Raw genomic sequence first — 25,433 nt, forward strand, 5'->3', positions numbered from 1 at the left:
ATCAGCCCGGCCTTCGGAAACGCATATCTGGGATCATTTTTGGAGGATACGATGAAATTCAGATTGAAGACCTTGATGGGTGCAGCCGCTGTGATCATGGCGTCGACCCTCTCCGCCCATGCGGAAACGCTGCTCAAATGGGCACATGTCTACGAAACGTCGGAACCCTTCCACACGGAGTCCGTCTGGGCCGCCGAGGAAATCGCCAAGCGCACTGAAGGTCGCTACAAGATCGAGGTCTTTCCGGCCTCGCAGCTTGGCAAGGAGGCCGACATCAACCAGGGCCTGAAGCTCGGCACCGTCGACATCATCATCTCGGGGTCAAGCTTCGCAGCCCGCGACTACAAGCCGATCGGCGTGACCTACTATCCCTATATCTTCCGCGATCCGAGCCACCTGCTCGCCTATACGAAGAGCGACATCTTCAAGCGTCTGACGCAGGGTTACGAGGAGGCGACCGGAAACCATATCACGGCGGTCACCTACTACGGTACGCGCCACACGACCTCGAACCGCCCAATCGCAAGCTGCGCCGACATGCAGGGCCTCAAGATCCGCGTGCCCGACGTGCCGGCCTACCTGGCGATGCCGCGCGCCTGCGGCGCCAACACCACGCCGATTGCCTTCGCCGAAGTCTATCTGGCACTCCAGAACGGCACCGTCGAGGCCCAGGAAAATCCGCTGACGACCATCGAGGCCAAGAAGTTCTACGAGGTCCAGAAGAACATCATCCTGACCGGCCACATCGTCGACCACCTGAACACGGTCGTCTCGAAGAGCCGTTGGGAAAGCCTGTCTGACGAGGACAAGCAAATCTTCACCGAAGTGATGCAGGAGGCCGCTTCGCGCGCGACCAAGATCATCGAGGAGCGTGAAAACGGTCTTGTCGCCGATTTCAAGGCAAAGGGCATCAACGTCACCGAGGTCGATCGGGCTGACTTCGAGAACACCGTGCTCGAAAAGGTGACCTTCGAGGAGTTCGGATACAACAAGGCCGACTGGGAAGCCATCCGCTCGGTTCAGTAAACGTAGAGACCTGGCGCCGCGCCGAGCGGCGCCAGGTCTGCGGACCTCAGGGATGGAGTTTTACACATGTCGGATAAGGATCACCCGCCGATCAGCGTGGATGAAATGGCGCACGCTTTCGAGGAAGAGACCGGTCCGGTCGATCTCTCGCCCTACGCTGTCGAGGATTGGCTGACCATGCTGGTCTTCTGGGGCATGGCGTGCTGCGTGTTCCTGCAGTTCTTCACGCGCTACGCGCTCAACAACAGCTATGCATGGACGGAAGAGATCGCGGCCAATTGTCTGGTGATCGTCGTCTTCCTCGGATCGGTCATGTGTGTGCGCATGGTTCGGCACATCCAGGTTGACCTTCTGCATCGCCTTTTGCCGCATGGCGTATCGCGGGTGTTGCAGGTCATGGTCGACATCGTCGTCATCGGCGCCTTCGCCTATGTCACCTGGCTGATGTGGCGCTACATGGACATCGTCGGCAGCGAACGCATGGTCACGGTCGACCTGCCGCGCGGGATCGTCTTCTACACGGTTCTCGCCGCCTTCGTTCTGATGCTGCTGCGTTCGATACAGAATTTCATCAAGGACATGATTAGCCAGAAAACGGTTCGCGAGCAGGCTGATGAAGCCGGTCCGCAGGGAGTTTGAATAGTGCTGCTTCTTATTGGGTCATTTCTGCTTCTCCTCATCCTCGGCACGCCTGTCGCCGTCTCGATGATCGTCGCCTCGCTCAGCTATCTTCTCGTCTACGGCGTCGCCCCGGACATCATCACCGCGCAGCGCATGATTGCCGGTGTCGAAAGTTTTCCGCTGATCGCAGTCCCTTTTTTCATCCTGGTCGGCAACCTGATGAACATCGCCGGTGTCACCGGCCGTATCTACCACTTCGCTTTGTCGCTTGTGGGCTGGATGAAAGGCGGACTTGCGCAGGTCAACATCATCGGCTCGGTGGTCTTTTCGGGCATGTCAGGCACCGCCCTTGCCGATGCTGCCGGCATTGGCACGATCGAGATCAAGGCGATGAAGGACCACGGCTACCCCGTTGAGGCAGCGGTCGGCGTCACTGCGGCCTCCGCCACGCTCGGCCCCATATTTCCCCCTTCCCTTCCCTTCGTCATCTACGGAATGATGGCGAACGCATCGATCGGTGCGCTTTTCATGGCCGGCATCCTGCCCGGGATCGTGATGGCCGCATTGATGATGCTGACCGTCGTGTTCTTTGCCCACCGCAAGGGATGGGGTTCCGATACGCCTTTTGAACTCCGCCGTCTCGCCGGCGCTTCACTCGAAGTCTTAGTGGTTCTGTGTTTTCCAGCCGCCGTCTATATACTGATCCTTGCAGGACTGTCGGTGAACGTCGCGGTGTTGATAGCTCTCGCTGCCCTGATCGCTCTCGACTGGTTTTTCGATTTCTCGGCGGTGATGGCGCTGATGACGCCGGTGCTGCTGATCGGCGGCATGACCATGGGCTGGTTCACGCCGACCGAAGCGGCTGTCGCGGCCGTCATCTGGTCGCTCTTCCTTGGCCTTGTGCGCTACCGCACCATGACCTTCCGCGCCCTCGCCAAGGCATCCTTCGACACGATCGAGACCACCGCCTCGGTTCTCTTCATCGTCACCGCAGCCTCGATCTTCGCGTGGTTGCTGACGGTGAGCCAGGCGGCGCAGCTGTTCTCCGACTTCATGTTCTCGCTCACCGATAACTGGTGGACCTTCCTGATCATCGTCAATATCCTGCTTCTGATCGTCGGCGCCTTCCTCGACACGATCGCGGCGATCAGCATTCTGGTTCCGATCCTGATGCCCGTTGCTGCAAGATACGGCATCGATCCCGTTCATCTCGGCGTCGTCATCACGCTGAACCTGATGATCGGCCTCCTGACGCCGCCGGTCGGCATGGTGCTGTTCGTCCTGTCGAGGATTTCCAAGCTATCGGTCGAGCGAACGACGCTGGCGATCCTGCCATGGATGATACCGCTCTTCGCCGCCCTGCTGCTGATCACCTTCGTTCCGCAATTGACGTTGTGGCTGCCGACCCAGCTCGGCCTTATCCGCTGACCCGAGCCGGCCGTCCATCGGCCGGTTCCAGACCATACTGATGGAAAGAAACTTCGCCATGCTGACGCGGGTGGCACGCCTTTACGGAACGCGCGATCTGAGGGTCGAAACGCACGATAGTCCCGACCCCGGGCCTGGCGAAGTACGCCTGCGCATGGCGGCTGGCGGCATCTGCGGTTCTGACCTCCACTACTATCAGGACGGAGGCTTCGGACCGGTTCGCGTTCGCGAACCGATTATCGCCGGTCATGAGGCAAGCGGCATTGTCGAGACCGTCGGCAGCGGCGCTTCTCACCTCGCGCCCGGTATGCTGGTGGCCGTCAATCCCTCGCAGCCCTGCGGCCAGTGCCGCTTCTGCGACCTTGGCCAGACGATCCATTGCCTCTCGATGCGTTTCATGGGCAGCGCAATGCGCCTTCCCCACGAGCAGGGCATGTTCCGGGATCGTCTCACGGTTCCCGCCATCCAATGCCATCCGGTCGCCGAAGGCGTCACGCCGGCGGAAGCGGCGTGTTCCGAGCCGCTGGCCGTCTGCCTCCACGCAGTCGCCCAGGCCGGTGACCTCTCCGGCGCGAGCGTGCTCGTAACGGGTGCCGGCCCGATCGGCCTGTTGACGGTCGCAGCCGCGCGGCACGCAGGTGCTGGCCGGATCGTGGTAACCGATCTCAGCGACGCGGCGCTCGGCCGCGCTCCGGCGATGGGCGCCGACGAGACCATCAACGTCGCGCGGGATCCCGCAGGCTTGTCACCCTACGAAAAGGACAAGGGCCTCTTCGACGTCGTTTTCGAATGCTCCGCCGCCGCCCCTGCTCTCCGCGGTGTCTTCGCGGTCATTCGGCCGCGTGGCACACTGGTTCAGGTTGGCGTCACCGGTGACATGAGCTTCCCGCTCAACGCTCTTGTTGGCAAGGAAATCGTGTGGCGGGGCTCGCAGCGTTTTGACCGGGAATTCGCACTTGCGGTCGATCTCATCTCACGCCGCGCCATCGACGTGCGCCCGATCATCACGCACAGCCTTCCCCTTGCCAGTGCGGTCGAGGCTTTCGAACAGGCCGGCGACCGCTTGGTTGCCTGCAAGGTACAACTGACATTCGACGAAGCAGGATGACATCGATGCCTGCCGCCATGAACCGACCTCAAACATCAGCGAACAACCATGATCGGATGATCCGATGAAAGCCCTTCTCTGCAACGAACCCGGCAGCCTCTCCCTCGTCATGCGTCCCGAGCCGGTGAGGCGCGACGGCGAAGTTCTCGTCCGCATCCGCCACGTCGGCATCTGCGGCACCGACTTCCACATCTTCGCTGGAAAGCATCCCTTCCTCGAATATCCGCGTGTCATGGGCCACGAGCTATCCGGCACCGTCGAGGAAGCTCCCGCCGGTAGCCGGCTCAACAAGGGCGACCCGGTCTACATCGTACCCTATCTATCCTGCGGCCACTGCCAGGCGTGCCGACGCGGCCTGACCAATGCCTGCCGAAACATCAGCGTTCTCGGCGTCCACTGTGATGGCGGCATGGCAGAGTACCTTTCGGTGCCGGAACAGAATGTTGTTCCCACCGGTGGAATTCCATTGATCGACGCCGCCATGATCGAATTCCTTGCGATCGGAGCTCATGGCGTGAAGCGTGGCGGCATCGCCGCTTCGGATCGCGTACTCGTTACCGGTTCCGGTCCGATCGGAATGTCGGCGATCATCTTCGCCAAGGCCCGCGGCGCCCATGTCACCGTCATGGACACCCGCGAGGATCGCCTTGCGTTCGCCGTCGATGGGTTGGGCGCCGACGCAACGATCTTCGCCGACACCGGCGCTGAAGCGGAGGCCGCGCGCCAGACCGGCGACGAATGGTACGACGTCGTCATTGATGCCACCGGCAATGCGGTGCCTATGCAGCGCGGCTTCAACTTCCTGGCCCACGGTGCTCGCTACGTCCTGCTCTCTGTTGTCCGGCAGGACATCACCTTCTCCGATCCGGAATTCCACAAGCGGGAAGCGACGCTTATTGCGAGCCGCAACGCCCAGCCGGATGATTTTGCCGAAGTGGTCCGGCAGATGGAAGCCGGCCGCGTTCCGACACGGGCGCTCAATACCCATCAGGGCCGTCTTGATGACGGTATCAGGCTTTTCTCCGAATGGTCTCGTCCCGAAGCCGGCGTGATCAAGGCAATTCTGGAGGTCTGATCCGGACCGAAACGCAAAAGGACCCGCTCGTCATGAACGGGTCCTCTCGCTGCAGCGCCTGTTGGCGGATCAGGCGTACGTCTGGTGTTCCACCGCACGGAAGACGACATCGGCGCCTTCGTCGGTGTGCGTCTCCCCGATATGAACCGGTTCCGTCGTCTCGTGCTGCACCAGGGGCCGATTGCCGGCCAGCCGGCGGATCAACACGTAAAAGACAGGTGTCATGAAGATGCCGAAGAATGTCACGCCGATCATGCCGGAGAACACGGCGACGCCCATGGCGGCGCGCATTTCGGCCCCTGCCCCCGTCGACAGCACGAGCGGTACCACGCCCATGATGAACGCCATCGAGGTCATCAGGATCGGCCGTAGGCGCAATCGGCTGGCCTCGATCGCGGCTGCCACCGGCGTCCTGCCCTCGAATTCAAGCTCGCGGGCGAATTCCACGATCAGGATCGCGTTCTTCGCCGATAGTCCCACAAGGACGACGAGGCCGATCTGGGTGAAGATATTGTTGTCACCCCCGGTGAGCCAGACGCCGGTCAATGCCGCCAGCACGCTCATCGGCACGATCATGATGATCGCGATCGGCAGCGTGAGGCTTTCGTACTGGGCGGCGAGCACGAGATAGACCAGCAGCAGGGCCAGCGGGAAGACCACGACGCTCGAGTTACCCGCGAGGATCTGCTGGTAGGTCAGGTCCGTCCATTCGAACTCGATGCCGGGCGGCAGCGTATCCGCCGCGATCCGCTCGATGGCTGCCTGTGCCTGGCCCGACGAGAAGCCGGGCGCCGGTCCGCCGTTGATGTCGGCCGCCAGGAAGCCGTTGTAACGCGTGGTGCGTTCCGGCCCTGTCGTGCTGTCGACCGTCAGCAGGGCCGAAAGCGGGATCATCTCGCCCGACTGCGAACGCACCTCCAGCTTTCCGATATCCTCGGCCTTCGCACGATAGGCGGCGTCGGCCTGCACCCGGACGCTGTAGGTCCGTCCGAAAGCGTTGAAGTCGTTGACGTAGAGCGAACCGAGATAGATCTGCAGCGTCTCGAACACATCCGTCACCGCCACGCCGAGCTGCTGCGCCTTGGCGCGGTCTATATCGGCATAGAGCTGCGGCACGTTGATCTGGAAGCTGGAAAACAGCCCCGCAAGCTCCGGCGTCTGGTAGGCCTGGCCGAGGAACGCCTTGGTTGCCCCGTCCAGTGCCTCGTAGCCGAGACCTGCGCGATCCTCGATCTGCAGCTTGAAGCCACCCGTCGAACCAAGACCATTGACCGGCGGCGGCGGGAACATCGCGATAAAGGCGTCCTGGATGCCGGAGAACTTCTGGTTCAGCTGCATCGCGATCGCCCCGCCCGAAAGCTCCGGCGTCGTCCGCTCCTCGAAGTCGTCGAGCACAGCGAAAACGATGCCCGAGTTGGAACCGATCGTGAAGCCGTTGATCGACAGACCCGGAAACGCAATGGCATGGGCCACACCCGGCTGTTCGAGGGCAATCTCGCTCATCCGCTTGATCACCTCTTCCGTCCGGTCAAGCGTCGCACCGTCCGGAAGCTGGGCGAAGCCGATGAGATACTGCTTGTCCTGGGCCGGGACGAAACCGCCGGGAACGGTGGTGAACAGCGAATAGGTCGCGCCGAGCAATGCCAGATAGACGATCATGATCAAGGACTTGCGCGAGACGAGCCCGCCAACGCTGCGTCCATAGCCGTTCGATGCAGCACCGAACATCCGGTTGAAGCCCCGGAAGAACCAGCCGAGCAGGAAATCCATCCCGCGCGTCAGCCAATCCTTCGGCGCATGATGGCCCTTCAGCAGAAGCGCAGCCAGCGCCGGCGACAGCGTCAGCGAATTGATCGCCGAGATCACGGTGGAAATGGCGATCGTCAGCGCGAACTGCCGGTAGAACTGACCCGACAGCCCGCTGATGAAGGCGAGCGGCACGAACACCGCGACCAGAACGAGAGCGATGGCGATGATTGGCCCGGAGACCTCCCGCATCGCCTTGTATGTCGCCTCCCGCGGACTGAGACCATTCTCTATGTTGCGCTCGACGTTCTCGACAACAACGATCGCGTCGTCGACCACGATACCGATCGCCAGCACCAGGCCGAACAGCGTCAGCGCGTTGATCGAGAAGCCGAAGGCATACATCACCGCGAACGTACCGATAATCGAAACGGGAACGGCGATCAGCGGAATGATCGAGGCCCGCCAGGTCTGCAGGAAGATGATAACAACGAGCACCACGAGCGCCACGGCTTCCAGCAGCGTGTCGACCACCTTCTCGATCGACGACCGGACGAACTCGGTGGTGTCGTAGACGATCTCGTAGCGAACGCCTTCCGGCATCGCCAGTTGCAGCTGGTCCATGGTGGCATGCACATTGTCCGCGATCTCGATCGCGTTCGAGCCCGGAGCCTGCAGCACGGCGATGGCGACCGCCGGGTCGCCGTCAAGCAGCGAGCGCAGCGTGTAATCGGCCGCCCCCATCTCGACGCGCGCGACGTCCCTCAGGCGCGTGATCTGGCCTTCGTCGCCGGTCTTGACGATGATATTGCCAAATTCTTCCGGCGTGCGCAGGCGACCCTGGGCGTTGACGTTGAGCTGCAGGTCGACGCCGTCGAGATTGGGCGAGGCACCGATGATGCCCGCCGCCGCCTGGACGTTCTGCGAACGGATAGCGTTGGTGATGTCGCTCGCGGCAAGCCCGTTCTGGGCAGCCTTCTGGGGATCGATCCAAACGCGCATGGCATAGTCGCCGGCGCCGAAGACCTGGACCTGCCCCACGCCTTCGATGCGCGCCAGACGGTCACGGATGTTGAGCGTTGCATAGTTGCGCAGATAGGTTACGTCGTAGCGATCCGTCGTCGAGACGAGGTTGACCACCATGATGAAGTCAGGCGAGCTCTTCACCGTCGTCACCCCGAGCGCCCGTACCTCGGCCGGAAGCCGCGGTTCGGCCTGCGACACGCGGTTCTGCACCAGCTGCTGCGCCTTGTCGGGGTCGGTCCCGAGCTTGAAGGTGACCGTCACCGTCAAAACGCCGTCGGACGTCGCCTGGCTGTTCATGTACAGCATGTCCTCGACACCGTTGATCTGCTCTTCGAGCGGTGTCGCAACGGTTTCGGAGATGACCACCGGGTTCGCGCCAGGATAGGTGGCGCGCACCACGATCGATGGCGGCACGACCTCGGGATACTCCGAAATCGGCAGCGATCGCATGCCGATCAGGCCGGCGACCACGATGAGGATCGAAAGCACGGCCGCGAAGACCGGTCTGTCGACGAAGAAACGGGAGATATTCATGTCAGGTCCCTCTCCGGGATGAAATCTGGACAAACGAACCCGCATCGCCGGTCGAGGGACCGGCGATCGGTATCGGTATTGGGGAAATCAACGGGCAGCGGTGCTGCCCGCTCCACTCAGTTGACGGCGGCGACGCTTTCAGGCGCCTGCGGGTCGACCAATGCGCCGGGACGAATACGCTGCAGGCCGTTGACGACGATCCGGTCGCCATCGGCAAGCCCGCTTTCCACGACCCGCTCGCCGTCGATCAGCTTACCGAGCTCGACCGGGCGATAGCCGACCTTATTTTCGGCATCGACCACGAACACGAACTTCTTGTCCTGGTCGGTACCGATGGCCCGGTCGCTGACGAGGATCTTGCTCTCGGGAGCCGGTTCGCCCATGCGGATTCGCACGAACTGGCCGGGAATAAGCCTGCCGTCGGGATTGTCGAAGACGGCGCGCACGCCGATTGTCCCGGTCGCTGCGTCCACCTGGTTATCGACGAGTTGCAGCTTGCCCTGGATTGCCTTGCCGTCATCAGCCAGCGTCTCGATCTCGACCGGGATCATGCCAAGGTCCTGCACGCCGTTTTCCGCCGGAATCCGGGCAAGCGCCCGCGCCACGAACTGTTCGCTTGCGTTGAAGCTCGCATAGATCGGATCGACGGAGACGAGCGTCGTCAGCGCGGGGGAGGCTGAGCCGGCCGCGACGAGGTTGCCGACGGTGATCTCCACCCTGCCGACCTTGCCGGCGACGGGGGCCTTCACCTCGGTGTAGTCGAGCTCCAGCTGAGCCGATTGCAGGGCCGCCTCGGCGCTGCGCAGATTAGCCTGCGCATCGGTGAACGCGTTCTGCCGCTGATCGAGATCGCTCTGCGAAATCGTGCGGTTTTCCGAAAGTCGACGTCCGCGTTCCAATTCGAGCCGGGCAAGGTCAAGCCGCGCCTCGGCCGACGCAACCTGGCCCTGGGCCTGGGAAACGGCTGCCTGATAGGGCGCGGGATCGATCTTGAACAGCAGGTCCCCGGCCTTCACCAGGCCGCCCTCGCGAAACTCGACGGACTGGATGGCGCCAGCGACGCGAGAACGGATCTGTACCCGGTCCACGGCCTCCAGACGGCCGGAAAACTCTTCCCAGCTTCGGACGTTGCGGCCTTCTACCGTTGCAACCGTAACCGGGATCGCCGGCGCTTCAGCCGATGCCGTGGTGGCTTCCGCAGAGGCCTTGGTCGGCAGGTCGAAAAAGACGGTAGCAGCGGAAATGGACGCAGCAAGTCCCAGGCCGGTGCCCATAAGGGCCCAGCGTTTGCTCTTCGATGTCATGGCTTTCTTCTCCTTACGGACCGCAGAGGATCCGCTCGATTATCGAATTTTCAAATGTGATTACTGAATGGCGACTTCCTTCACGAAGCCGTTGAATTCGCACCTTACGTGTTCCTCCCAGACGGGAACCTGATTTGTCTTGCCGCCATAGATGGAGACCCAGCCGGTTCCCTCTGGCAGAATGTCTTTTCTCACCTTTACCCCCGCCGCCGCCAATTTTTGGCAGTAGCCGACTGACTCATCGAGCAGCGGATCGTCTTCCGCCGACATCACCAGCGCCGGCGCCATGCCGGACAGACGCGAGCACATGCTCGGCGCCGCATAAGGGTGGCACCGGCCGGCGCTGAGATAGTGGTTCCAGCCATCCGCCCAGCGCTCGCGCATGCCGATCGCATCCGCCTTCCTCATGGACTGCGAGCCCATGAACGGATCGAGAAGCGGCGAAAACAGCACCTGGCCGTCAAGCTCGTCGGCATAATAATCGCGCGCCTTCAAGGCCACCGCCGCTGCCACATTGCCGCCCGCCTCCTCGCCGCCGACCAGCAAAAGCGACTTGCGGTCGCCCAGCCCCGCCCGCTTCTTTGCCAAATAGCTGAACAGCGAAAATCCAACTTCGAGAGGCTTCGGAAACACACCCCCGAGAGGCGTGTTGTAGTCGGGCACGACCACGATAGCCCCGGTACTGGCGATGCAGGCCGCAACGGCACTGTCCCTCAGTCCAGCCTCCATGAACGATCCGCCATGGAAGTAGATCAGCACCGGCGGTCCCTTGCCGAACTCTCCGCCTTTGTAGATACGCGCCTGGACGGGGCCTGCGGCCACCTGGTCCAGCGTCATATCCATGATCTCGACACTCATCTGCTGCTCCTTCACACCCGGCCAAACGGCGCCGGATGGCGAGTATGGCGGCTTCTGCGGGGAAAGGCGACAAGCTCATTTCGGAGACCTTCTTCGGTTGCGAAACGCACCCTAGAACCTCAACAAAACTTCAGGTAAAGACCCCTCGGCAATTTTTTCGCCCGTGGCCACCCGCCGTCACCATTCCGCAGCACCGCCACGGTTGTTCTTGCTCGATAACAACTTATCTTGTCTTGGCGGTCGAACAAGCATATCAAATATGACCACACTGTTCCGATTTATGAATAATATCGCAATGCAAACTGCGAGAGGACGTTCCTATGGACCAGCTTTCGGCCATGAGGGCATTTCTACGGGTTGTCGAAACCGGCAACTTCACGCGCGCCGCGGAAGCCCTGCGCCTGCCGAAAGCCACGGTGACGAACCTGATCCAGGGCCTTGAGGCACACCTCCAGACCAAGCTTCTCAACCGCACGACGCGCCGCGTGATCGTCACGACGGACGGTGCGCTCTATTATGAACGCGCGGCCCAGATCATTACCGAGATCGACGAACTCGACGGCAGCCTGACGACCTCCCAGACCAATCCCGGCGGCCGCCTGCGCGTCGAGATGGCGGGCGTTCTGGCCGATATGGTCGTCATTCCGTCGCTCGTAGATTTCTACAAGAAGTACCCGGATATCCGCATCGATCTCGGCGTCGGCGATCGGACAGTCGATTATCTCGCCGAAAACGTGGACTGCGCCTTGCGTGGCGGCGTTCCCGCCGATCAGTCCCTGATCGCCCGCCGGGTGTCCGAGCTGAGCCTCGTCACTTGCGCATCGCGCCACTACCTCGAAAAATTCGGCATACCGAAGAGCCCGCACGAGATCGAGGAGAAGCATTACTGCGTCAATTATTTCATGGCGCAGACCGGCCGAACGATGAACTTCGAATTTCTGAAAGATGATGAAAAAGTCGAGGTGTCGGGAAAATACATCGTCGCCGTCAACGATGCACGCAGCTATGTCACCGCCGTTGAGCAGGGCCTGGGCATCGCCCAGGTCGCCCGCTTCATGATTGTGGACAAGCTGCAGTCAGGCGAACTTGTGGAAATCCTTCCCGACTGGAAGGCGGAGCCCATACCGCTCTACATCGTTTATCCGCCGAACCGACACCTGAGCAACAAGGTGCGGGTCTTCGTCGACTGGCTGGTCAAACTTCTGGCCGACGTCAAATGCGACGAATGATGCGGTCTTCCTGTCAGCCTTTTGGCCAACTATAACCCTAACGCCGCCGATCAGCCGCCAGAATTTCCCGCGGAATCTGGTCGAGCGATACGGTCTTCTCGACCCCACCGTGAGCGATTGCCTCCTTCGGCATGCCGAAGACAACCGAGCTTGCCTCGTCCTGCGCCACGGTGAAAGCGCCGACGTCGTGCATTTCCTTCATGCCGCGGGCACCATCATCGCCCATGCCGGTCATGATCACACCCATGGCATTGGCGCCGGCGGCCCTCGCCGCCGACCGAAACAGCACATCGACCGATGGCCTGTGCCGCGAGACCAGCGGCCCGTCCTTGACCGAGACGAGGTACCGCGCGCCCTGCCGTTCCAGCATCATGTGCTTGTCGCCGGGCGCGATCAGCACATGGCCGCGCAGCACCGGGTCGCCGTTCACGGCCTCCTTGATCTCTACGTCGCAGAGACTGTTCAGGCGTTTGGCAAAGGCCGCGGTGAATTTCTCCGGCATGTGCTGGACGATGACCATTCCGGGCGAGTTGGCCGGCATCTGCTCAAGCAGCACGCGCAGCGCCTCGGTACCCCCTGTGGAAGCCCCGATGCAGACGACCATCTCCGTGGTTTTCGCCATGGCGCGGCCGGTCGGAGGCGGCAGCACCGCATCGGCAGTCAGCTTCGCTGCTGGCGATCCCGTGGGAACGATTTGCCGTTTCCTGTCCAGGCGAGCGATCGCCGCCCCTTTCACCGCATGACGAATCCGCGAACCCGATTCCGCCAGGTGGTCGGCTGCGGCTATCTTCGGCTTGAGAATGACATCGACGGCCCCCGCCTCAAGCGCCTGCATCAACGTTTCCGACCCTGCCTCGGTCAGAGACGAGCACATCACGACAGGGATCGGCCGCTGTGACATCAGCTTGCGCAGGAAGGTGATACCATCCATCCGAGGCATCTCGACATCGAGCGTTATGACGTCGGGAATCTCCTCCTGGATCTTCTTGGCCGCCACAAAGGGATCGGCGGCGGTACCCATCACCTCGATCTCCGGATCTTCTTCCAGCACCTGCGTCAGCACCTGCCGGACGCTGGCGGAGTCATCGATGATCAGGACCCGGATTTTTCTGTTGAGTGTGGGCATCAGACTTTCTTGAACACCGTATTCGCAACTTGCTTCACCGGCAGTGGTATCCCGGTCACCGTCTCGGAGTGTCCGACGAACAGAAAACCGCCTTTGACGAGGCAGTCGCACAGCCGCGAAAGCACCCGCGCCTGCGTCGGCTTGTCGAAGTATATGAGCACATTGCGGCAGAAGATCATCTGCATCGGATCGCCCATGCGGTAGGCATCGTCCATCAGGTTCAGCCGTCCGAATCCGATCATCGAGCGAAGATGCGGATGAATCCGCACCTCGGCGCGAGACGGATCGCGGGAAACCATCAGATATTTGCGGCGCATCTCCGGCGGCACAGGTTGCACCATATCCGCCGAATAGATGCCACGCCGCGCCGCCTGAAGGACATCGGTGGAAAGATCGGTCGCATATATCTTGTAGTCGATCCCGCCCTGGCGCTCGGCGAAATCCTGCATCACCATCGCCATCGTGTAGGGCTCGGCACCAATCGAGCAGGCCGAACTCCAGAGCCGCAGACGTTTGTGTCCGGCTGCGACGAGCTCGGGCAGCGCCGTTTCCGTCATGTATTCGAAGTGTTTCGGCTCGCGGAAAAAATCGGTCTTGTTGGTCGTGACCGCGTCGATCAGGAAAATGCCTTCCTTTTCGATGCCGTCATGCTTGAACAGATAGTCGCAGTAATCGTTGAAGGTCGGTATGCCCGTGGCGCGAAGACGTCGCCGCAGCCGCCCTTCCAGCATCGTCATCTTCGAGGACGGCATCTTGATGCCGCTGTAGTCGTAAATAAAGCCGGACAGCATTTCGAAATTGCGATTGCTCAGCCGGTCTTCGGCCTCGCGAACTCTTGCTACTGCAGCCACGCCATTCCCCATCTTTTTTCTGGCCGCCTGCCGCCCTGTTCGGTAGCGTTTCTGCCGGCCGCCGCTCAAAATTGCTTCTTCAGAAATTCCCCCGAAAAATACTGGAGGGTTATGTTTAACAACCCGTGAATGCAGCGTCGCAAGGCGACCAGATCGGGGTCGAGATAGGTAGTCCTATAATCAATTATTCATCTTAAATGCAGGCAGTCGTCCGCGATGCGGGATTTAGGACGACAATTTTACCAAGCATTACCCTGTTGTTACTACGGTCGACCCATCGAATGCGAGGGACAGGGCGTGAAGAACATGGCGGCGGCATTGCGCGTGGAGCAGGTCTCCGGCGAGCAGGATCTTGTTGAGCGACTGGAAGGCGCGCGCGTCAGGATCGAACAGCGTTTTCTTGACGGCGGAGCTGTCCTTCTCGGCGTGCTCGATGTCCTCAACCGAATGGTTAGCTCTCTTGAACATCTGTCGGCCTCGATCGATGAAAAGACGGCCGAAGCGACCATCGGCAAACTGCTCGAAACCGTGGAGCAGCTAAAGGCCCTGCCTTCCATCGAAACCGATCGACAGCAGAAACTGGCGAGCGTCGTGACGACCGAAACCTCTCTCGGCTCCTACATCGCCGACATGCAGGAAACGCTGCGTTATTTGCGCACCTTCGCAACCACGGCCAAGATTACCGGCGCGGCGATACCCGACTTCCAGAGTTTCGTCGAGGAGATCCTTGAACGCATCCAGTTCGGGACCGACCAGGTGAACGGCCTGTCGGAGAAGATCAAGGCCCTTGACGCCATCACCGGCAAGGCCGCAAAGGGCGGAAACGAGGCGCTCGAGAGTTTCCGTCGCAGCATCCCGCCGATTGTTGACAACCTGTCCAGGAATGCCGGCGAGCTGACCACCCAGCGCCGCCGGCTGGCCGAACTGGCGCAGAAGGTTGCGGGGCTCGCACGACAGGTGCAGACCAAGGCCGCAACCACGCTTTCAGCCATGCAGATTGGCGACATAACCCGCCAGCGCATCGAACATTGCCAGTCCGCCTTCGAGTTCCTCGACGATCATCTCCGATCCGAGGAAGCAAGGTCCCTGACGGCGGAAAACCGCCAGACGCTGACCGCCTTCGTACAGCATCTCGTCCACGAGCAGCTCGCCGAGATCGCCCGCGACTTCGACCGGGAATGCATGACGATCGTTCGCACGATCGAGAGCTTCCGTGCCGATATCGACGGCCTTCTGTCCCTGCAGGGCGATATGGGTGGCGGCCAGTCGGCCGATCAGGCCATCCGCGTTCTGGAGACCGACATCGGATCCGCTCGCGCGCTGGTGCAGGATATCGAACAGGCGGCCGAAAAGGCGAACGGCCTGGGCCGCGGAACCATTGCGACAGTGCAGGAATTGCTGAAAGGTATCAGCACGATCCAGCTGGTCCGCACCGACATCCAGTACATGGCCCTGAACACCAATCTCCGCTGCAGCAAGCTCGGCGAGGAAGGCAAGGCCGTCAACGTCGTGACCGCGGAACTGCGCGTGTTCTCCGGCCGGCTTGATGAGGTGGCCGAACGCGTGATCGTTGCGCTGAACTCTTTGGAAGAAGACGCCGGCAAGCTCGGCGACACTGGCGGCACGACGGAGTTGAGCCTCGATGCTCGACTGGAGGAAGCCTTGGAAAGCATCAGAACGGCTGGCGATGCGATGGAAGAGGATATGGCGAGCCTTCGAGCCTGTGGCGCCGACGTCTCCGACACGGTGACGCGAAAGATTGCCGGGCTTGATTTCCGCGCCGAACTGGGCGACGTGCTGGCGGAGTGCTCCACCCGAGCGCAGGACCTGATCGTCGATGCAAACCCCGATGCCTCAGGCATCGCCGAGGCGCTTCAGTCGGTTGGAAACCGCATCTACCGAACCTACACGATGGCCTCCGAACGGGAGATCCACGCGCGCATATTCGGGACCGAGATCGAGGTGAGCGCTCCGGCGGCTTCGGCGCCGACGAGTGACGAAGACCTCTTCGACGAAGCCCTGTTCTGAGTCCCGGCTACAGCTCAGGCGGCGTCCCGTTTGCCGGATGTCCGGGGGGTTACCGACTGCCCCGGCAGCAAACGCAGCAGTTCGTCCGCGTAGCACTGCGCATTCTCAAGGGCGCGGGCGAGGTTGGTCACCCGCTCGGGGTCCATCGTGTGCAGCGGGCCGTTGTGGTCGAACATATCGCGGAAGGCAGCGCGTTCGATGATCGGCGTCGAAAACACATGCACACCGCGGCTGGCAAGCAATTCCTTCACCGCCTGTAGCGCCCGCGTCGTCACGATCGAATTGACGCGCGTCAGCAGTACCGAATGTGGAATCCTGATATTGGCCCGCTTGTCGAGATAGGCAAGCAGTTCCAGAACCTGGGCCCCGCCTTGAGCATCCATGGTGCACCCCTGCACCGGGATGATCACATGATCGGCGAACCCGAGCGCCGTTGCCAGAAGCGGGCTGCAGGCTCCGGGCAGGTCGAGGATGACGAAATCGCTCATCCGCTTGCCGGCCTCAACCTCCTCCTGGATGTTGCGCGCCGTGACATAGCTGACGATCTTCAGGCCGGCCACCCGCCCGCATTTTTCGGACCAGCGTGAAATCCAGCACTGCGGATCGCAATCGATGACGGTCACCGATTTCCCCCGTCTCAGGAGTTCGCTGGTCAGTAGGTGAACTGCCGTGGTTTTTCCGGCGCCGCCCTTGGTATTGGCGAAAGTGATGACCGGCATCGGCCCCTCCTGTAAAGTATGTCTCGGTGCGAAAGCGACCTCACAGGCCGCCGATTGCGTTCTTGCCAGTAAGCATTTGGAGGTGGCACGAAGCTTTCGCGCCACCGACCCGATCAAGCACTCTGCTTCAGCCTTGGCTGGCCGCCGATGACGCCGGCCTCGTCGCCGAAGAGCTGCGTCAGGTCGATCAGCACCACGAAGCCCGTCTCCCGCCGCACCACGCCGGCAATGTAGTCGGAATTCCAGCGTGTGCCGATGTCGGGCGCCTGCTCAAGCTGCTCGCATCGGAAGGGCGTCACCTCGAACACCTTGTCCGCGAGGAGGCCGAGCGACAGCGCCCGCCCTCCCGCCTGGACGTCGAGCACCAGCACGCGCGTGTGCTCCGTCTTCACCGTGCGCTCCATGCCGAGCTTCAGCCGAAGATCGATGATCGGAACGCCCTGACCCCGGACATCCCTGAGGCCGAGAAGATAGTCGGGACCGTGGGGAATCTTGAAGACATCCTCATGATCCAGAATCTCGCGCACCACTTCCACCGGCACGGCGAAGATTTCCTCGCCGAGACTGAACGTGACATATTGGGATTCCGAGCTTGCCATGGCTATGCGCTTTCCTTGAAGTTGGCGTCATCGCTGTCGGGTCCGCCCATCGACATGTCGAGGGAGAAACCCTTGGATCGCGATGACGAGGCCGACGTTGTTTTGACGGGGGCGGAGGACGCGCGTTTTGCCGGCGCCGCCATCTTGGCGGCCGTCGTCCGCAGTTTCTCAGCATGGTTAAGCTCTGCACGCGACCCGCTGTCCACCCGGAAGAAGGCGATGGAGGCCTGCAGTTCTTCAGCCTGCGCCGCCAGTTCTTCCGACGTCGCTGACATCTCTTCAGATGCGCCGGCGTTCTGCTGCGTCACCTTGTCGAGCTGCTGGATCGCCTCGTTGATCTGCGAGGCGCCGATGTCCTGCTCGCGGCAGGCCGCCGAGATTTCCGAGACGAGTTCTGCCGTCTTGCGGATATCTGGAACCAGTCGGTTCAGCATCTCGCCAGCTTCCGTCGCGACCGTCACCGTTTCGCCGGACAGAGCCGAGATTTCCGCTGCCGCAGCTTGGCTGCGTTCGGCGAGCTTGCGCACTTCGGAAGCAACGACCGCAAAGCCCTTGCCATGCTCGCCGGCGCGCGCTGCTTCCACGGCAGCGTTCAGGGCAAGCAGATCGGTCTGGCGGGCGATTTCCTGAACAATCGAGATTTTCTCGGCGATCGTCCGCATCGCACCGACGGCACGGCCCACGGCCTCGCCGCTCGCCTGGGCGTCCGTCGACGACTGGCGGGCGATCTTTTCCGTCTGGGCGGCATTGTCGGCGTTCTGCTTGATATTCGCCGCCATCTCTTCCATCGAGGCCGACGCCTCTTCGGCCGAGGACGCCTGCTCGGTGGCACCCTGCGACAGCTGCTCCGAGCTGGACGACAGTTCCTGGCTACCAGCCGACACGTTGGTTGCGGCCGCCATGGCATCCGCGACGACAGCGCGCAACCGTTCCACCATGATCTCCAAGGCCATGCCGAGCGTGTCCTTGTCCGACAGCGGCTTCGGCTTCACGGTCAGATCGCCTTCGGCGATCTGGTTGGCGAGGTGCGCCGTGTTACGCAGGTTACCGGTCATCACATTGATGGTGTTAACCAGATCCTTGATTTCATCATTGGTCTTGATTTCGATGTTCTGGTTGAGATCACCGATAGCGACGGCCTCCGCCACCGCCATGACCTTGCGAAGACCGGTGTTGATGCCGAGTGCGATCCAGACGGCTGCACCGAGCGCCAGGACCAGGGCCGCACCGGAAATTGTAAGGATGAGTGCTCTGGTCGTCGCATACTGCAGATTGGTCTGCTCGTCCGCCTCGACCATCTGCGCCTTCGCAGACTCGATCCGGATATTGATGACTTCCTCGATCTTGTCCATCACCGAGCGCGCTTCGGTGGTAGCAACTCTCACGGCCTCCGTGCCGTTACCGCTGCTCGCAAGATTGCGAACTCTGTCATCAAGACGGAAGAGTTGCTCCGCCTCTTTCTGCACGTCCTGCCAGGCCTGACGGCCAGCCTCCGTTGACGCTGCTCCGACCAGCCAGTCCAGCTTCTCGGAAAAGTTCTTGCGGTTGCGATCGCTTGCCTCAACATATTTTGCAACATCCGCACCGCTCGTCGCGGTGGCCATGTTCATTTGCGCCCGCGCGATGCGAAGCTGAAGATTGCCCAGGTTTTGTGCTGCCTCCAGGCGCGCGGCAGGACCCGCAATAAGATCACTAATCGCCTGATTGAGGGACGATAGGCTGGAAATCGCGTAAACAGAGGTTCCGGCCATCATCAAAATAATGATGCCGAATGCCACGGCAAGTTTGAGTTTTATGGTGAAGCGCATGTTCTTTGTCCCCGATACATCGCTAAATTATGACCAACGCAGCTCCCAGACCCGAGGCGCTGCAAAATTGAGGCGGTGACGATCGTCGCGATGATCATTCGCTTGTCCGATGCCGTCACAGGTCCACGATCACGGGTGCCGGCGTATACACTCGCCGGCCTCGACGCCCGGCACCCGTGACCGGCGCCTGGCGTATTTGCGATGAGCGAAGCCGTTGCTCCGCTCATCTGGATTGGCTTACGACAGCGACACCCTCACGAGCGGCCCCGTACGGTTTTCATCACGCGCTTTCGCGGAAGTCCGCGTCGTCGCTATCAGGTCCGCCCATCGACATATCGAGTGCAAAGCCCTTGCCCTTGGCGCCCTTGGCCGGAGCGGGCTTGCGGGTTGCGGTCGATGCCGGCTTCTTGGCGGGTTGTGCCATCTTCGCGGCGGTGGCCCTCAGCTTTTCGGCATGGTTCGGTTCGGCGCGCGCGGAGCTGTCGACGCGGAAGAAGGCGATGGAGGCCTGAAGTTCTTCCGCCTGCGCCGCCAGCTCTTCCGAGGTCGCCGACATCTCTTCCGAGGCACTGGCGTTTTGCTGCGTCACCTTGTCGAGCTGCTGGATCGCCTCGTTGATCTGCGAGGCGCCAATATCCTGCTCGCGGCAGGCCGCCGAGATTTCCGAGACAAGTTCTGCCGTCTTGCGGATATCGGGAACCAGACGGTTCAGCATCTCGCCAGCTTCCGTCGCGACCGTCACCGTTTCACCGGACAGAGCCGAGATTTCCGCTGCTGCCGCCTGGCTGCGCTCGGCGAGCTTGCGCACTTCGGAAGCAACGACCGCAAAGCCCTTGCCGTGTTCGCCGGCACGCGCCGCTTCGACAGCCGCGTTCAGGGCGAGCAGATCGGTCTGGCGGGCGATTTCCTGCACGATCGAGATCTTCTCGGCGATCGTCCGCATCGCACCGACGGCACGGCCCACGGCCTCGCCGCTCGCCTGCGCATCGGTCGACGACTGGCGGGCGATCTTTTCCGTCTGTGCGGCATTGTCGGCGTTCTGCTTGATGTTAGCAGCCATCTCTTCCATCGAGGCGGAAGCCTCTTCGGCAGAGGAGGCCTGCTCGGTGGCACCCTGCGACAGCGTTTCCGAGCTCGACGACAGCTCCTGGCTGCCCGACGAGACGTTGTCGGCAGCCGCAAGCGCATCGGCGACGACGCCGCGAAGGCGCTCGATCATGGTATTGACGTTACCCAGCAGTTCGCCGATCTCGTCCTTCGTGGTGATCTCGGCGAACTTGGTCAGGTCTCCATCCGCGACGTTCTGGACGACGCCGACGGCGCGGCTGAGGCCCCGGTTGATCGACAGCACGATCCAGATCGCGGCCGCTGCGGCAACGACAACCGCGATTGCCGAAGCGGTGATCATGATCGCCCGGGTATTGAGGTACTGCGCATCCGAAGCCTCGTCGGCCTCCTTGAGCCGCGATGCCTCAAGCTTGACCACCTCGTCGAGCAGCTGGTCGATTTCCGTGGTGACCGTGCGGGCATCGGTCGTCGATATCCGTGTTGCCCCTGCCATGTCGCCGGCAAGCGCCAGTGAGCGAATCTGATTGTCCGAACGCCGGAACTCGGCCGTCAGACCATCGAGCTTGTTCCAGAGAATCTTGCCCTGTTCGGTTGCCTTGCCGAGGATAACCTGGAAGGTCGCATCGAACTCCGTGCGGGCCTGGTCGCTGTTCGAGATATAGCGATTGGTTTCGGTCATGCTGGTCGAAGCCAGCATGTTCTTCTGCTGGCGGATCTGCTGGAGCTGCAGGATATTCAGTTCCTGCGCCAGCTTCAGCCGCTCTGCCGGTCCTTGAAGGACATTTTCCAGCGTGTCGTTCAGCGTGCCGAGACTGGTGATCCCGTAACCCGCCGTACCGACCAGCACGGCCAGCATGAAGCCGAAGGTTAGAAACAGCTTAAGTTTGATGGTGAACCGCATTTTCGTCTCTCCTGTCCCCTAGAGAGGGGTGACTGTCGAACCCGAACGATCCTGCTGCGACGAGAAAATCGCCTGAAGGTTCGGGACAATGATGAATTCGCCGCCGCGCTTGACGAGGCAGTTGATGTAATCGGCCCGCCAGCGCATGCCGACACTCGGCGGCGGTTCGCTGGCATGCTTGGTGAGCATCGTCACCTCGTTGACCTTGTCGGTCCGGATGCCGAACAGCGTCGGTTCGCCATTGAGCTCGAGCTCGATGACGATGATGCGGCTGTCGATGGTGATCTCCGTCGCGTCCATGCCGAAGGCGAGGCGGATGTCTGCAAGCGGGATGATCTTGCCGCGGAAGTTGATGACGCTCGCCACGAACGGCTTGCTGCCCGGCACATGCGTTTCCGGCAGCAGGTCGAGGATTTCCTGCACCACCGTCGCCTCGATGGCGAAGGTCTCGCCGTTGAGGTTGAAGGTCAGGACCGAGAGTTCCTCTTCGCCGTCCCAGATATTTTCATAATCGGGTTTTCGTGCCGCCTGGCTCATGATGCTGCCCGCAATTGCGCCTCCTGTTGCTGCCCGACGGCGACCAGGTGCGTGACATCGAGGATCAGGGCGACGCTGCCGTCGCCGAGGATCGTCGCGCCCGAGAATGTGACGACGTCGTTATGCAGTTTGGACATGGACTTGATGACCGTCTGGTGGTCGCCGATGATCTGGTCGACGACGAGGCCGACACGCTCCGATCCGGTCGAGATCACCACCACCTTCTGGTGCGGATCAGGCTGCGTGCCGGTGCGGAAGAGCTCACGGAGCCTCAGGAACGGCACGAGGCTGTCGCGCAGCGAGATGAAGCTTCGGCCGCGCGAGCGCAGGTCGTCCTCGAGCGACAGCTCCAGGCATTCCTCCACCGCCGAGAGCGGGATCACGTAACGGCCGCTGCCGACACGTACCAGCAGGCCGTCGATGATCGCGAGCGTCAACGGGATCCTGAGCGCCACCTCGGCGCCCACGCCCGTTTCACTCTTGATGTCGATGCCGCCGCGCAGCGCCTCGACCGTCTTCTTCACCACGTCCATCCCGACGCCGCGGCCGGAAAGGTTGGTGATCTGCTGCGCCGTCGAAAAGCCCGGCTGGAAGATCATCTGCAGCAGTTCCTGGTCAGTCAGTTGGGCACCAGGCTGCACGAGGCCGGACGCTTCCGCCTTGGCCCTGACCCGCTCGCGGTTGATCCCGCGCCCGTCGTCGCGGATGGTGATCACCACCTCCCCGCCGGTCTGGGTGGCCGCGAGGATAACCTTGCCGACCGGATCCTTGCCGGCCGCCACGCGTTCGTCCGGCGTTTCGAGTCCGTGATCGATCGAGTTGCGGACCAGATGCACCAGCGGATCGGCGAGCCGTTCCACCACGGTCTTGTCGACCTCGGTGGTCTCGCCTTCGGTGATCAGCTCGATCGATTTGCCCGTCTCGCGCGACAGGTCGTGCACCAGCCGGCGGAAACGACCGAAGATGCTGCCGATCGGCACCATTCTCAGCACCATCATCGTATCGCGCAATTCGCCCGACAGACGCTCCATGTCTTCCGACACGTCGCGCAGCTGGATGTCGGTGGTCGCATTGGCAAGCTGCGACAGACGTGACTGCGCGATCACCAGTTCGCCCACGCGATCCATCAGCTCGTCCAACCTTTCGGCTGGAACACGGACGTTTTCGACATGCTTCGCCTGCTTGCCGTCTCCGGTCGCAGGGGTTTCAGCCGCAGCTTTCCGGGTTTCCGGTTTGACGTCGGGTTCCGGGCGTGTCGGCATCGCTTCGACCGCAGCGACCGGCGCGGTGACTGCCGTGGCGACAGCCTCGCTGATCTCCAGCTCCATCTCGTCGATGACGAAGATGAACACGTCCTCGATGTCAGAACGTGGCCGGTCAGTGGTGAGCGTCACCGTCCAGCCGAGATAGAGCTCGGACGGCGTCATGTCGGCAAGCGCCGGCAGCTTGGAGCGATCGGCAACGATCTCGCACTCCCCAAGCTCGCGCAATTCGTCGAGCAGCCCGAGCGGGTTGGTACCGTTCGCCATCGAATTGGCCGGCAGGCGCATCTTGAGCGTGACGGTCCTCCGACCAGCTGGCTGTTCGGGTGCCGCTTTTGCCGGCGACGCGACAGCAGAGACTGCCGTGCTAGCGCTACCATCGGCCGAAACCGCGGCATGCAGTTTTGCCAGCAGTTCGCTGCTCTTTGCGTCATGGTCGCCGTTCGGTCGGTCAACCAGCGCCTTCATGTGGTCCTGCGCCTCGAGAACGACGGCGATCAGTTCACCCGTCGCCTGGACCTCACCCTTGCGCACCCGGTCGAACGCCGTTTCGCAATGGTGGGTGAAGGCGGCCAGCGCCTCGAAGCCGAACATCGCGCCCGAACCCTTCAGCGTATGAAGGCCGCGAAACACAGCGTCGATCTGGTCCTGGTCTGAGAGATTGTGGAGAAGATCGAGCAGGCCCGCCTCGATCTGCTCGAAGAGTTCCGCCGCTTCCGTCCGGAAGACGTCGATGGGGTCGAGTGAGGTCATTTACCGAGAACCTTCCGCGCGATTTTCACCAGGCTTTCCGGATCGAAAGGCTTGGTGATCCAGCCGGTCGCGCCGGCTGCCTTGGCGCGGCTCTTCATGTCCGCGTCGGATTCAGTGGTCAAAAAGATGATCGGCACGCCCATATGGGCCGGCGACTGGCGCAGCGCCTCGATCATCTGCAGCCCGTTCATGTTGGGCATGTTCAGGTCGGTGACGATGAGATCGTAGCTGTCGGCCTTCGCCTTGTTCAGGCCGTCGAGGCCATCGACAGCTTCCGTGACCCGGTAGCCGGCATTTGATAGCGCTATCTTCGTCGTCATGCGAACGGATGCGGAATCGTCGACTGTAAGGATGTGGGCGCTCACTGGTTATTCTCCTGATGGTACCAAAACCGGTTGAAGGCACCGCCGCCGCCGGCCGAAAGCCCGGCGCGGTCGAGCGTCCTTCGTGTGTTTTCATTGGCGGGTTGGGCAAGGCGCAGCAAACGCCCCTGTCTCTCGGCGTCAAGACGCGCGGCCTCGAGCAACTGGATGACGCACAGATCCGGGTCGGCCGCCGCGTCCAGTTCGATCACCGCGTCCGGACTGCCGGCGATCGCGCCTGCGATCAGCCCGTGAATCTCGTCGATGCAGCGTATCGACGGCACCGCCGGCAGCTTCACCGCAGCACCCGCGCCCTGGTCGGCTTTCTTTCGCATGATAGTGTCCCCTCGCATTCGGCCCACCCGGGCCCTGTTCAAACCGCCAAGCCGATCTCCCGGCGTTGGGCTTCATCCGCGTCGCTCGCCGACGGATTTCCCATGATTTTCACGATCTCGGACCAGCGACGCTCGAAAGCGTCGACGCAGGCCGGGTCGAACTGCTTGCCGCGACCGGCAATGATCTCGGCGCGCGCCTCGTCCAGCGGCCAGGCCCGTTTGTACGGACGCTCCGAACAGAGCGCCTCGAACACGTCGGCAACGGCGACGATGCGCGCTTCGATCGGAATGGCCTCGCCCGCGACCCCATGCGGATAGCCGGTGCCGTCCCACTTCTCGTGGTGGCCGGCTGTCACCAGGCAGGCGACCTTCACTAGATCGGAGGTACCGTTTTCGAGGATTTTCACCCCGATCTCTACGTGGCGGCGCATCTCGGAAATCTCTTCCGGGGTGAGCGCGCCGGGCTTCGACAGGATATTGTCGGCGATCCCGATCTTGCCGATGTCATGCAGCGGCGCGGCGAGATAGAGCATGTGGGCCCGCTGCGCGTCGAAACCGAGTTCGAGCGCGATAAGACGGGAAATCTCCGCGACACGCGAGATGTGGCTTCCCGTCTGGCCATCCCGATATTCGACCGCCAGCGCCAGCCGCCAGATGATTTCCTCCTCGCGGGCGACGACATCCCGCGCCGCCGCTTGGAAGTTCACCTCCAGCTCAGAGGCGCGTTCCTCGAGCCGCAGTTGCGCGTCACGCAGTTGCAGCAAGTTGCGCAGCCGCGCTGTGAGCTCCGTCGGATCGAAAGGCTTTAGCAGGAAGTCGGTAGCGCCGGCCTCGATCGCCCGGATCTTCACGTCCCGGTCCAGTGCCGACGTCAGCATCACGATCGGCACGTTGCGATAGCTGTCCAGGTTGCGTAGCGACCGGATCAGTTCGATGCCATCGAGCTCGGGCATCATGAAATCCACCAGGACCGCGTCGAAAGTAACCTCGCCGCAGACGTTCCGTGCCTGGATCGGAGATCTGAAAGATTCTAATATTAGATTCTTACTATCTTTAAAGATGCTTTCGATTTGTGCGAGGACAGAAATACTGTCATCGACGACCGCGACCTTCATTGATTTTTCGCCTG

21 protein-coding genes are annotated in these 25,433 nt (G+C 61.8%); 7 read left to right on the forward strand and 14 right to left on the reverse strand.

Going from position 1 to position 25,433, the window contains the following annotated elements:
* Nucleotides 1-51 precede the first annotated feature (51 nt).
* The 5 genes from J5J09_RS21255 (at nt 52) to J5J09_RS21275 (ending at nt 5,258) form a co-directional block, all read left to right on the forward strand.
* On the forward strand, nt 52-1,026 hold the full coding sequence (locus J5J09_RS21255; RefSeq protein WP_208554224.1) for a sialic acid TRAP transporter substrate-binding protein SiaP: 975 nt from the start codon (nt 52-54) through the stop codon (nt 1,024-1,026).
* Between the two features lie 66 nt (nt 1,027-1,092).
* Nucleotides 1,093-1,665 carry a TRAP transporter small permease gene (locus J5J09_RS21260; RefSeq protein ID WP_208554225.1) on the forward strand — a complete coding sequence of 191 codons (573 nt, stop codon included), beginning with the start codon at nt 1,093-1,095 and terminating at the stop codon, nt 1,663-1,665.
* Between the two features lie 3 nt (nt 1,666-1,668).
* Nucleotides 1,669-3,075 carry a TRAP transporter large permease gene (locus J5J09_RS21265; protein ID WP_208554226.1) on the forward strand — a complete coding sequence of 469 codons (1,407 nt, stop codon included), beginning with the start codon at nt 1,669-1,671 and terminating at the stop codon, nt 3,073-3,075.
* Nucleotides 3,076-3,133: 58 nt separating this feature from the next.
* The gene (locus J5J09_RS21270; RefSeq protein WP_208554470.1) at nt 3,134-4,183 is read left to right on the forward strand and encodes an L-idonate 5-dehydrogenase; all 1,050 of its coding nucleotides are present in this window, start codon (nt 3,134-3,136) and stop codon (nt 4,181-4,183) included.
* A 64-nt stretch (nt 4,184-4,247) separates the two neighbouring features.
* Entirely contained in the window at nt 4,248-5,258 is a 1,011-nt protein-coding gene (locus J5J09_RS21275; RefSeq protein ID WP_208554227.1) for a zinc-binding alcohol dehydrogenase family protein, read from the forward strand.
* 69 nt (nt 5,259-5,327) lie between these two features.
* Here J5J09_RS21275 and J5J09_RS21280 read toward each other — a convergent pair whose 3' ends face one another.
* The 3 genes from J5J09_RS21280 to J5J09_RS21290 all read right to left on the reverse strand — a co-directional run bounded on the left by J5J09_RS21280 (nt 5,328) and on the right by J5J09_RS21290 (nt 10,726).
* Nucleotides 5,328-8,564: an efflux RND transporter permease subunit gene (locus tag J5J09_RS21280; protein WP_208554228.1), complete on the reverse strand. Its 3,237-nt coding sequence runs from the start codon at nt 8,562-8,564 to the stop codon at nt 5,328-5,330.
* A gap of 116 nt (nt 8,565-8,680) precedes the next feature.
* Nucleotides 8,681-9,868: an efflux RND transporter periplasmic adaptor subunit gene (locus J5J09_RS21285; protein WP_208554229.1), complete on the reverse strand. Its 1,188-nt coding sequence runs from the start codon at nt 9,866-9,868 to the stop codon at nt 8,681-8,683.
* A gap of 60 nt (nt 9,869-9,928) precedes the next feature.
* Nucleotides 9,929-10,726 (reverse strand): alpha/beta hydrolase, encoded by a 798-nt coding sequence (locus J5J09_RS21290; protein WP_208554230.1) that lies wholly within the window; start codon nt 10,724-10,726, stop codon nt 9,929-9,931.
* A 320-nt stretch (nt 10,727-11,046) separates the two neighbouring features.
* On the opposite strand from J5J09_RS21290, the gene J5J09_RS21295 reads away from it, so the two are divergent.
* On the forward strand, nt 11,047-11,955 hold the full coding sequence (locus J5J09_RS21295; protein WP_208554231.1) for a LysR family transcriptional regulator: 909 nt from the start codon (nt 11,047-11,049) through the stop codon (nt 11,953-11,955).
* A gap of 37 nt (nt 11,956-11,992) precedes the next feature.
* Here the strand turns inward: J5J09_RS21295 and J5J09_RS21300 are convergent, their stop codons facing one another.
* Both J5J09_RS21300 and J5J09_RS21305 read right to left on the reverse strand, forming a co-directional pair.
* Complete coding sequence (locus tag J5J09_RS21300; RefSeq protein ID WP_208554232.1) at nt 11,993-13,081, reverse strand: chemotaxis response regulator protein-glutamate methylesterase; 1,089 nt, start codon at nt 13,079-13,081, stop codon at nt 11,993-11,995.
* Complete coding sequence (locus tag J5J09_RS21305) at nt 13,081-13,872, reverse strand: protein-glutamate O-methyltransferase CheR (RefSeq protein ID WP_246746061.1); 792 nt, start codon at nt 13,870-13,872, stop codon at nt 13,081-13,083. The genes J5J09_RS21300 and J5J09_RS21305 overlap by 1 nt, the downstream gene beginning before the upstream one ends.
* 366 nt (nt 13,873-14,238) lie before the next feature.
* Here J5J09_RS21305 and J5J09_RS21310 point away from each other — a divergent pair, with 366 nt between their 5' ends.
* Nucleotides 14,239-15,960: a type VII secretion target gene (locus tag J5J09_RS21310; RefSeq protein ID WP_246746062.1), complete on the forward strand. Its 1,722-nt coding sequence runs from the start codon at nt 14,239-14,241 to the stop codon at nt 15,958-15,960.
* Nucleotides 15,961-15,974: 14 nt separating this feature from the next.
* Here the strand turns inward: J5J09_RS21310 and J5J09_RS21315 are convergent, their stop codons facing one another.
* From J5J09_RS21315 to J5J09_RS21355, 9 genes are all read right to left on the reverse strand, one after another.
* Nucleotides 15,975-16,679 carry a ParA family protein gene (locus tag J5J09_RS21315; protein WP_208554235.1) on the reverse strand — a complete coding sequence of 235 codons (705 nt, stop codon included), beginning with the start codon at nt 16,677-16,679 and terminating at the stop codon, nt 15,975-15,977.
* A 113-nt stretch (nt 16,680-16,792) separates the two neighbouring features.
* Nucleotides 16,793-17,278 (reverse strand): chemotaxis protein CheW, encoded by a 486-nt coding sequence (locus J5J09_RS21320; RefSeq protein ID WP_208554236.1) that lies wholly within the window; start codon nt 17,276-17,278, stop codon nt 16,793-16,795.
* A gap of 2 nt (nt 17,279-17,280) precedes the next feature.
* Nucleotides 17,281-19,086 carry a methyl-accepting chemotaxis protein gene (locus tag J5J09_RS21325; RefSeq protein ID WP_208554237.1) on the reverse strand — a complete coding sequence of 602 codons (1,806 nt, stop codon included), beginning with the start codon at nt 19,084-19,086 and terminating at the stop codon, nt 17,281-17,283.
* 280 nt (nt 19,087-19,366) lie between these two features.
* Complete coding sequence (locus tag J5J09_RS21330) at nt 19,367-21,055, reverse strand: methyl-accepting chemotaxis protein (protein ID WP_208554238.1); 1,689 nt, start codon at nt 21,053-21,055, stop codon at nt 19,367-19,369.
* Between the two features lie 18 nt (nt 21,056-21,073).
* Entirely contained in the window at nt 21,074-21,592 is a 519-nt protein-coding gene (locus tag J5J09_RS21335) for a chemotaxis protein CheW (protein ID WP_208554239.1), read from the reverse strand.
* On the reverse strand, nt 21,589-23,607 hold the full coding sequence (locus J5J09_RS21340) for a chemotaxis protein CheA (RefSeq protein ID WP_208554240.1): 2,019 nt from the start codon (nt 23,605-23,607) through the stop codon (nt 21,589-21,591). Before J5J09_RS21340 ends, J5J09_RS21335 begins: the two co-directional genes overlap by 4 nt.
* Nucleotides 23,604-23,972 carry a response regulator gene (locus tag J5J09_RS21345; RefSeq protein WP_208554241.1) on the reverse strand — a complete coding sequence of 123 codons (369 nt, stop codon included), beginning with the start codon at nt 23,970-23,972 and terminating at the stop codon, nt 23,604-23,606. Before J5J09_RS21345 ends, J5J09_RS21340 begins: the two co-directional genes overlap by 4 nt.
* Entirely contained in the window at nt 23,969-24,304 is a 336-nt protein-coding gene (locus tag J5J09_RS21350; RefSeq protein ID WP_208554242.1) for a hypothetical protein, read from the reverse strand. Before J5J09_RS21350 ends, J5J09_RS21345 begins: the two co-directional genes overlap by 4 nt.
* A gap of 38 nt (nt 24,305-24,342) precedes the next feature.
* Entirely contained in the window at nt 24,343-25,419 is a 1,077-nt protein-coding gene (locus J5J09_RS21355) for an HD domain-containing phosphohydrolase (RefSeq protein ID WP_208554243.1), read from the reverse strand.
* Nucleotides 25,420-25,433: the final 14 nt, after the last annotated feature.

Source organism: Ciceribacter sp. L1K22, from assembly GCF_017599385.1.
Lineage (GTDB): Bacteria > Pseudomonadota > Alphaproteobacteria > Rhizobiales > Rhizobiaceae > Allorhizobium.

Coding starts and splice junctions, on each gene's coding strand:
- J5J09_RS21255 (WP_208554224.1), top strand. CDS start 52: ATGAAATTCAGATTGAAGACCTTGATGGGTGCAGCCGCTGTGATCATG.
- J5J09_RS21260 (WP_208554225.1), top strand. CDS start 1,093: ATGTCGGATAAGGATCACCCGCCGATCAGCGTGGATGAAATGGCGCAC.
- J5J09_RS21270 (WP_208554470.1), top strand. CDS start 3,134: ATGCTGACGCGGGTGGCACGCCTTTACGGAACGCGCGATCTGAGGGTC.
- J5J09_RS21275 (WP_208554227.1), top strand. CDS start 4,248: ATGAAAGCCCTTCTCTGCAACGAACCCGGCAGCCTCTCCCTCGTCATG.
- J5J09_RS21280 (WP_208554228.1), bottom strand. CDS start 8,564: ATGAATATCTCCCGTTTCTTCGTCGACAGACCGGTCTTCGCGGCCGTG.
- J5J09_RS21285 (WP_208554229.1), bottom strand. CDS start 9,868: ATGACATCGAAGAGCAAACGCTGGGCCCTTATGGGCACCGGCCTGGGA.
- J5J09_RS21290 (WP_208554230.1), bottom strand. CDS start 10,726: ATGAGTGTCGAGATCATGGATATGACGCTGGACCAGGTGGCCGCAGGC.
- J5J09_RS21295 (WP_208554231.1), top strand. CDS start 11,047: ATGGACCAGCTTTCGGCCATGAGGGCATTTCTACGGGTTGTCGAAACC.
- J5J09_RS21300 (WP_208554232.1), bottom strand. CDS start 13,081: ATGCCCACACTCAACAGAAAAATCCGGGTCCTGATCATCGATGACTCC.
- J5J09_RS21305 (WP_246746061.1), bottom strand. CDS start 13,872: ATGCTGTCCGGCTTTATTTACGACTACAGCGGCATCAAGATGCCGTCC.
- J5J09_RS21310 (WP_246746062.1), top strand. CDS start 14,239: ATGGCGGCGGCATTGCGCGTGGAGCAGGTCTCCGGCGAGCAGGATCTT.
- J5J09_RS21315 (WP_208554235.1), bottom strand. CDS start 16,679: ATGCCGGTCATCACTTTCGCCAATACCAAGGGCGGCGCCGGAAAAACC.
- J5J09_RS21320 (WP_208554236.1), bottom strand. CDS start 17,278: ATGGCAAGCTCGGAATCCCAATATGTCACGTTCAGTCTCGGCGAGGAA.
- J5J09_RS21325 (WP_208554237.1), bottom strand. CDS start 19,086: ATGCGCTTCACCATAAAACTCAAACTTGCCGTGGCATTCGGCATCATT.
- J5J09_RS21330 (WP_208554238.1), bottom strand. CDS start 21,055: ATGCGGTTCACCATCAAACTTAAGCTGTTTCTAACCTTCGGCTTCATG.
- J5J09_RS21335 (WP_208554239.1), bottom strand. CDS start 21,592: ATGAGCCAGGCGGCACGAAAACCCGATTATGAAAATATCTGGGACGGC.
- J5J09_RS21340 (WP_208554240.1), bottom strand. CDS start 23,607: ATGACCTCACTCGACCCCATCGACGTCTTCCGGACGGAAGCGGCGGAA.
- J5J09_RS21350 (WP_208554242.1), bottom strand. CDS start 24,304: ATGCGAAAGAAAGCCGACCAGGGCGCGGGTGCTGCGGTGAAGCTGCCG.
- J5J09_RS21355 (WP_208554243.1), bottom strand. CDS start 25,419: ATGAAGGTCGCGGTCGTCGATGACAGTATTTCTGTCCTCGCACAAATC.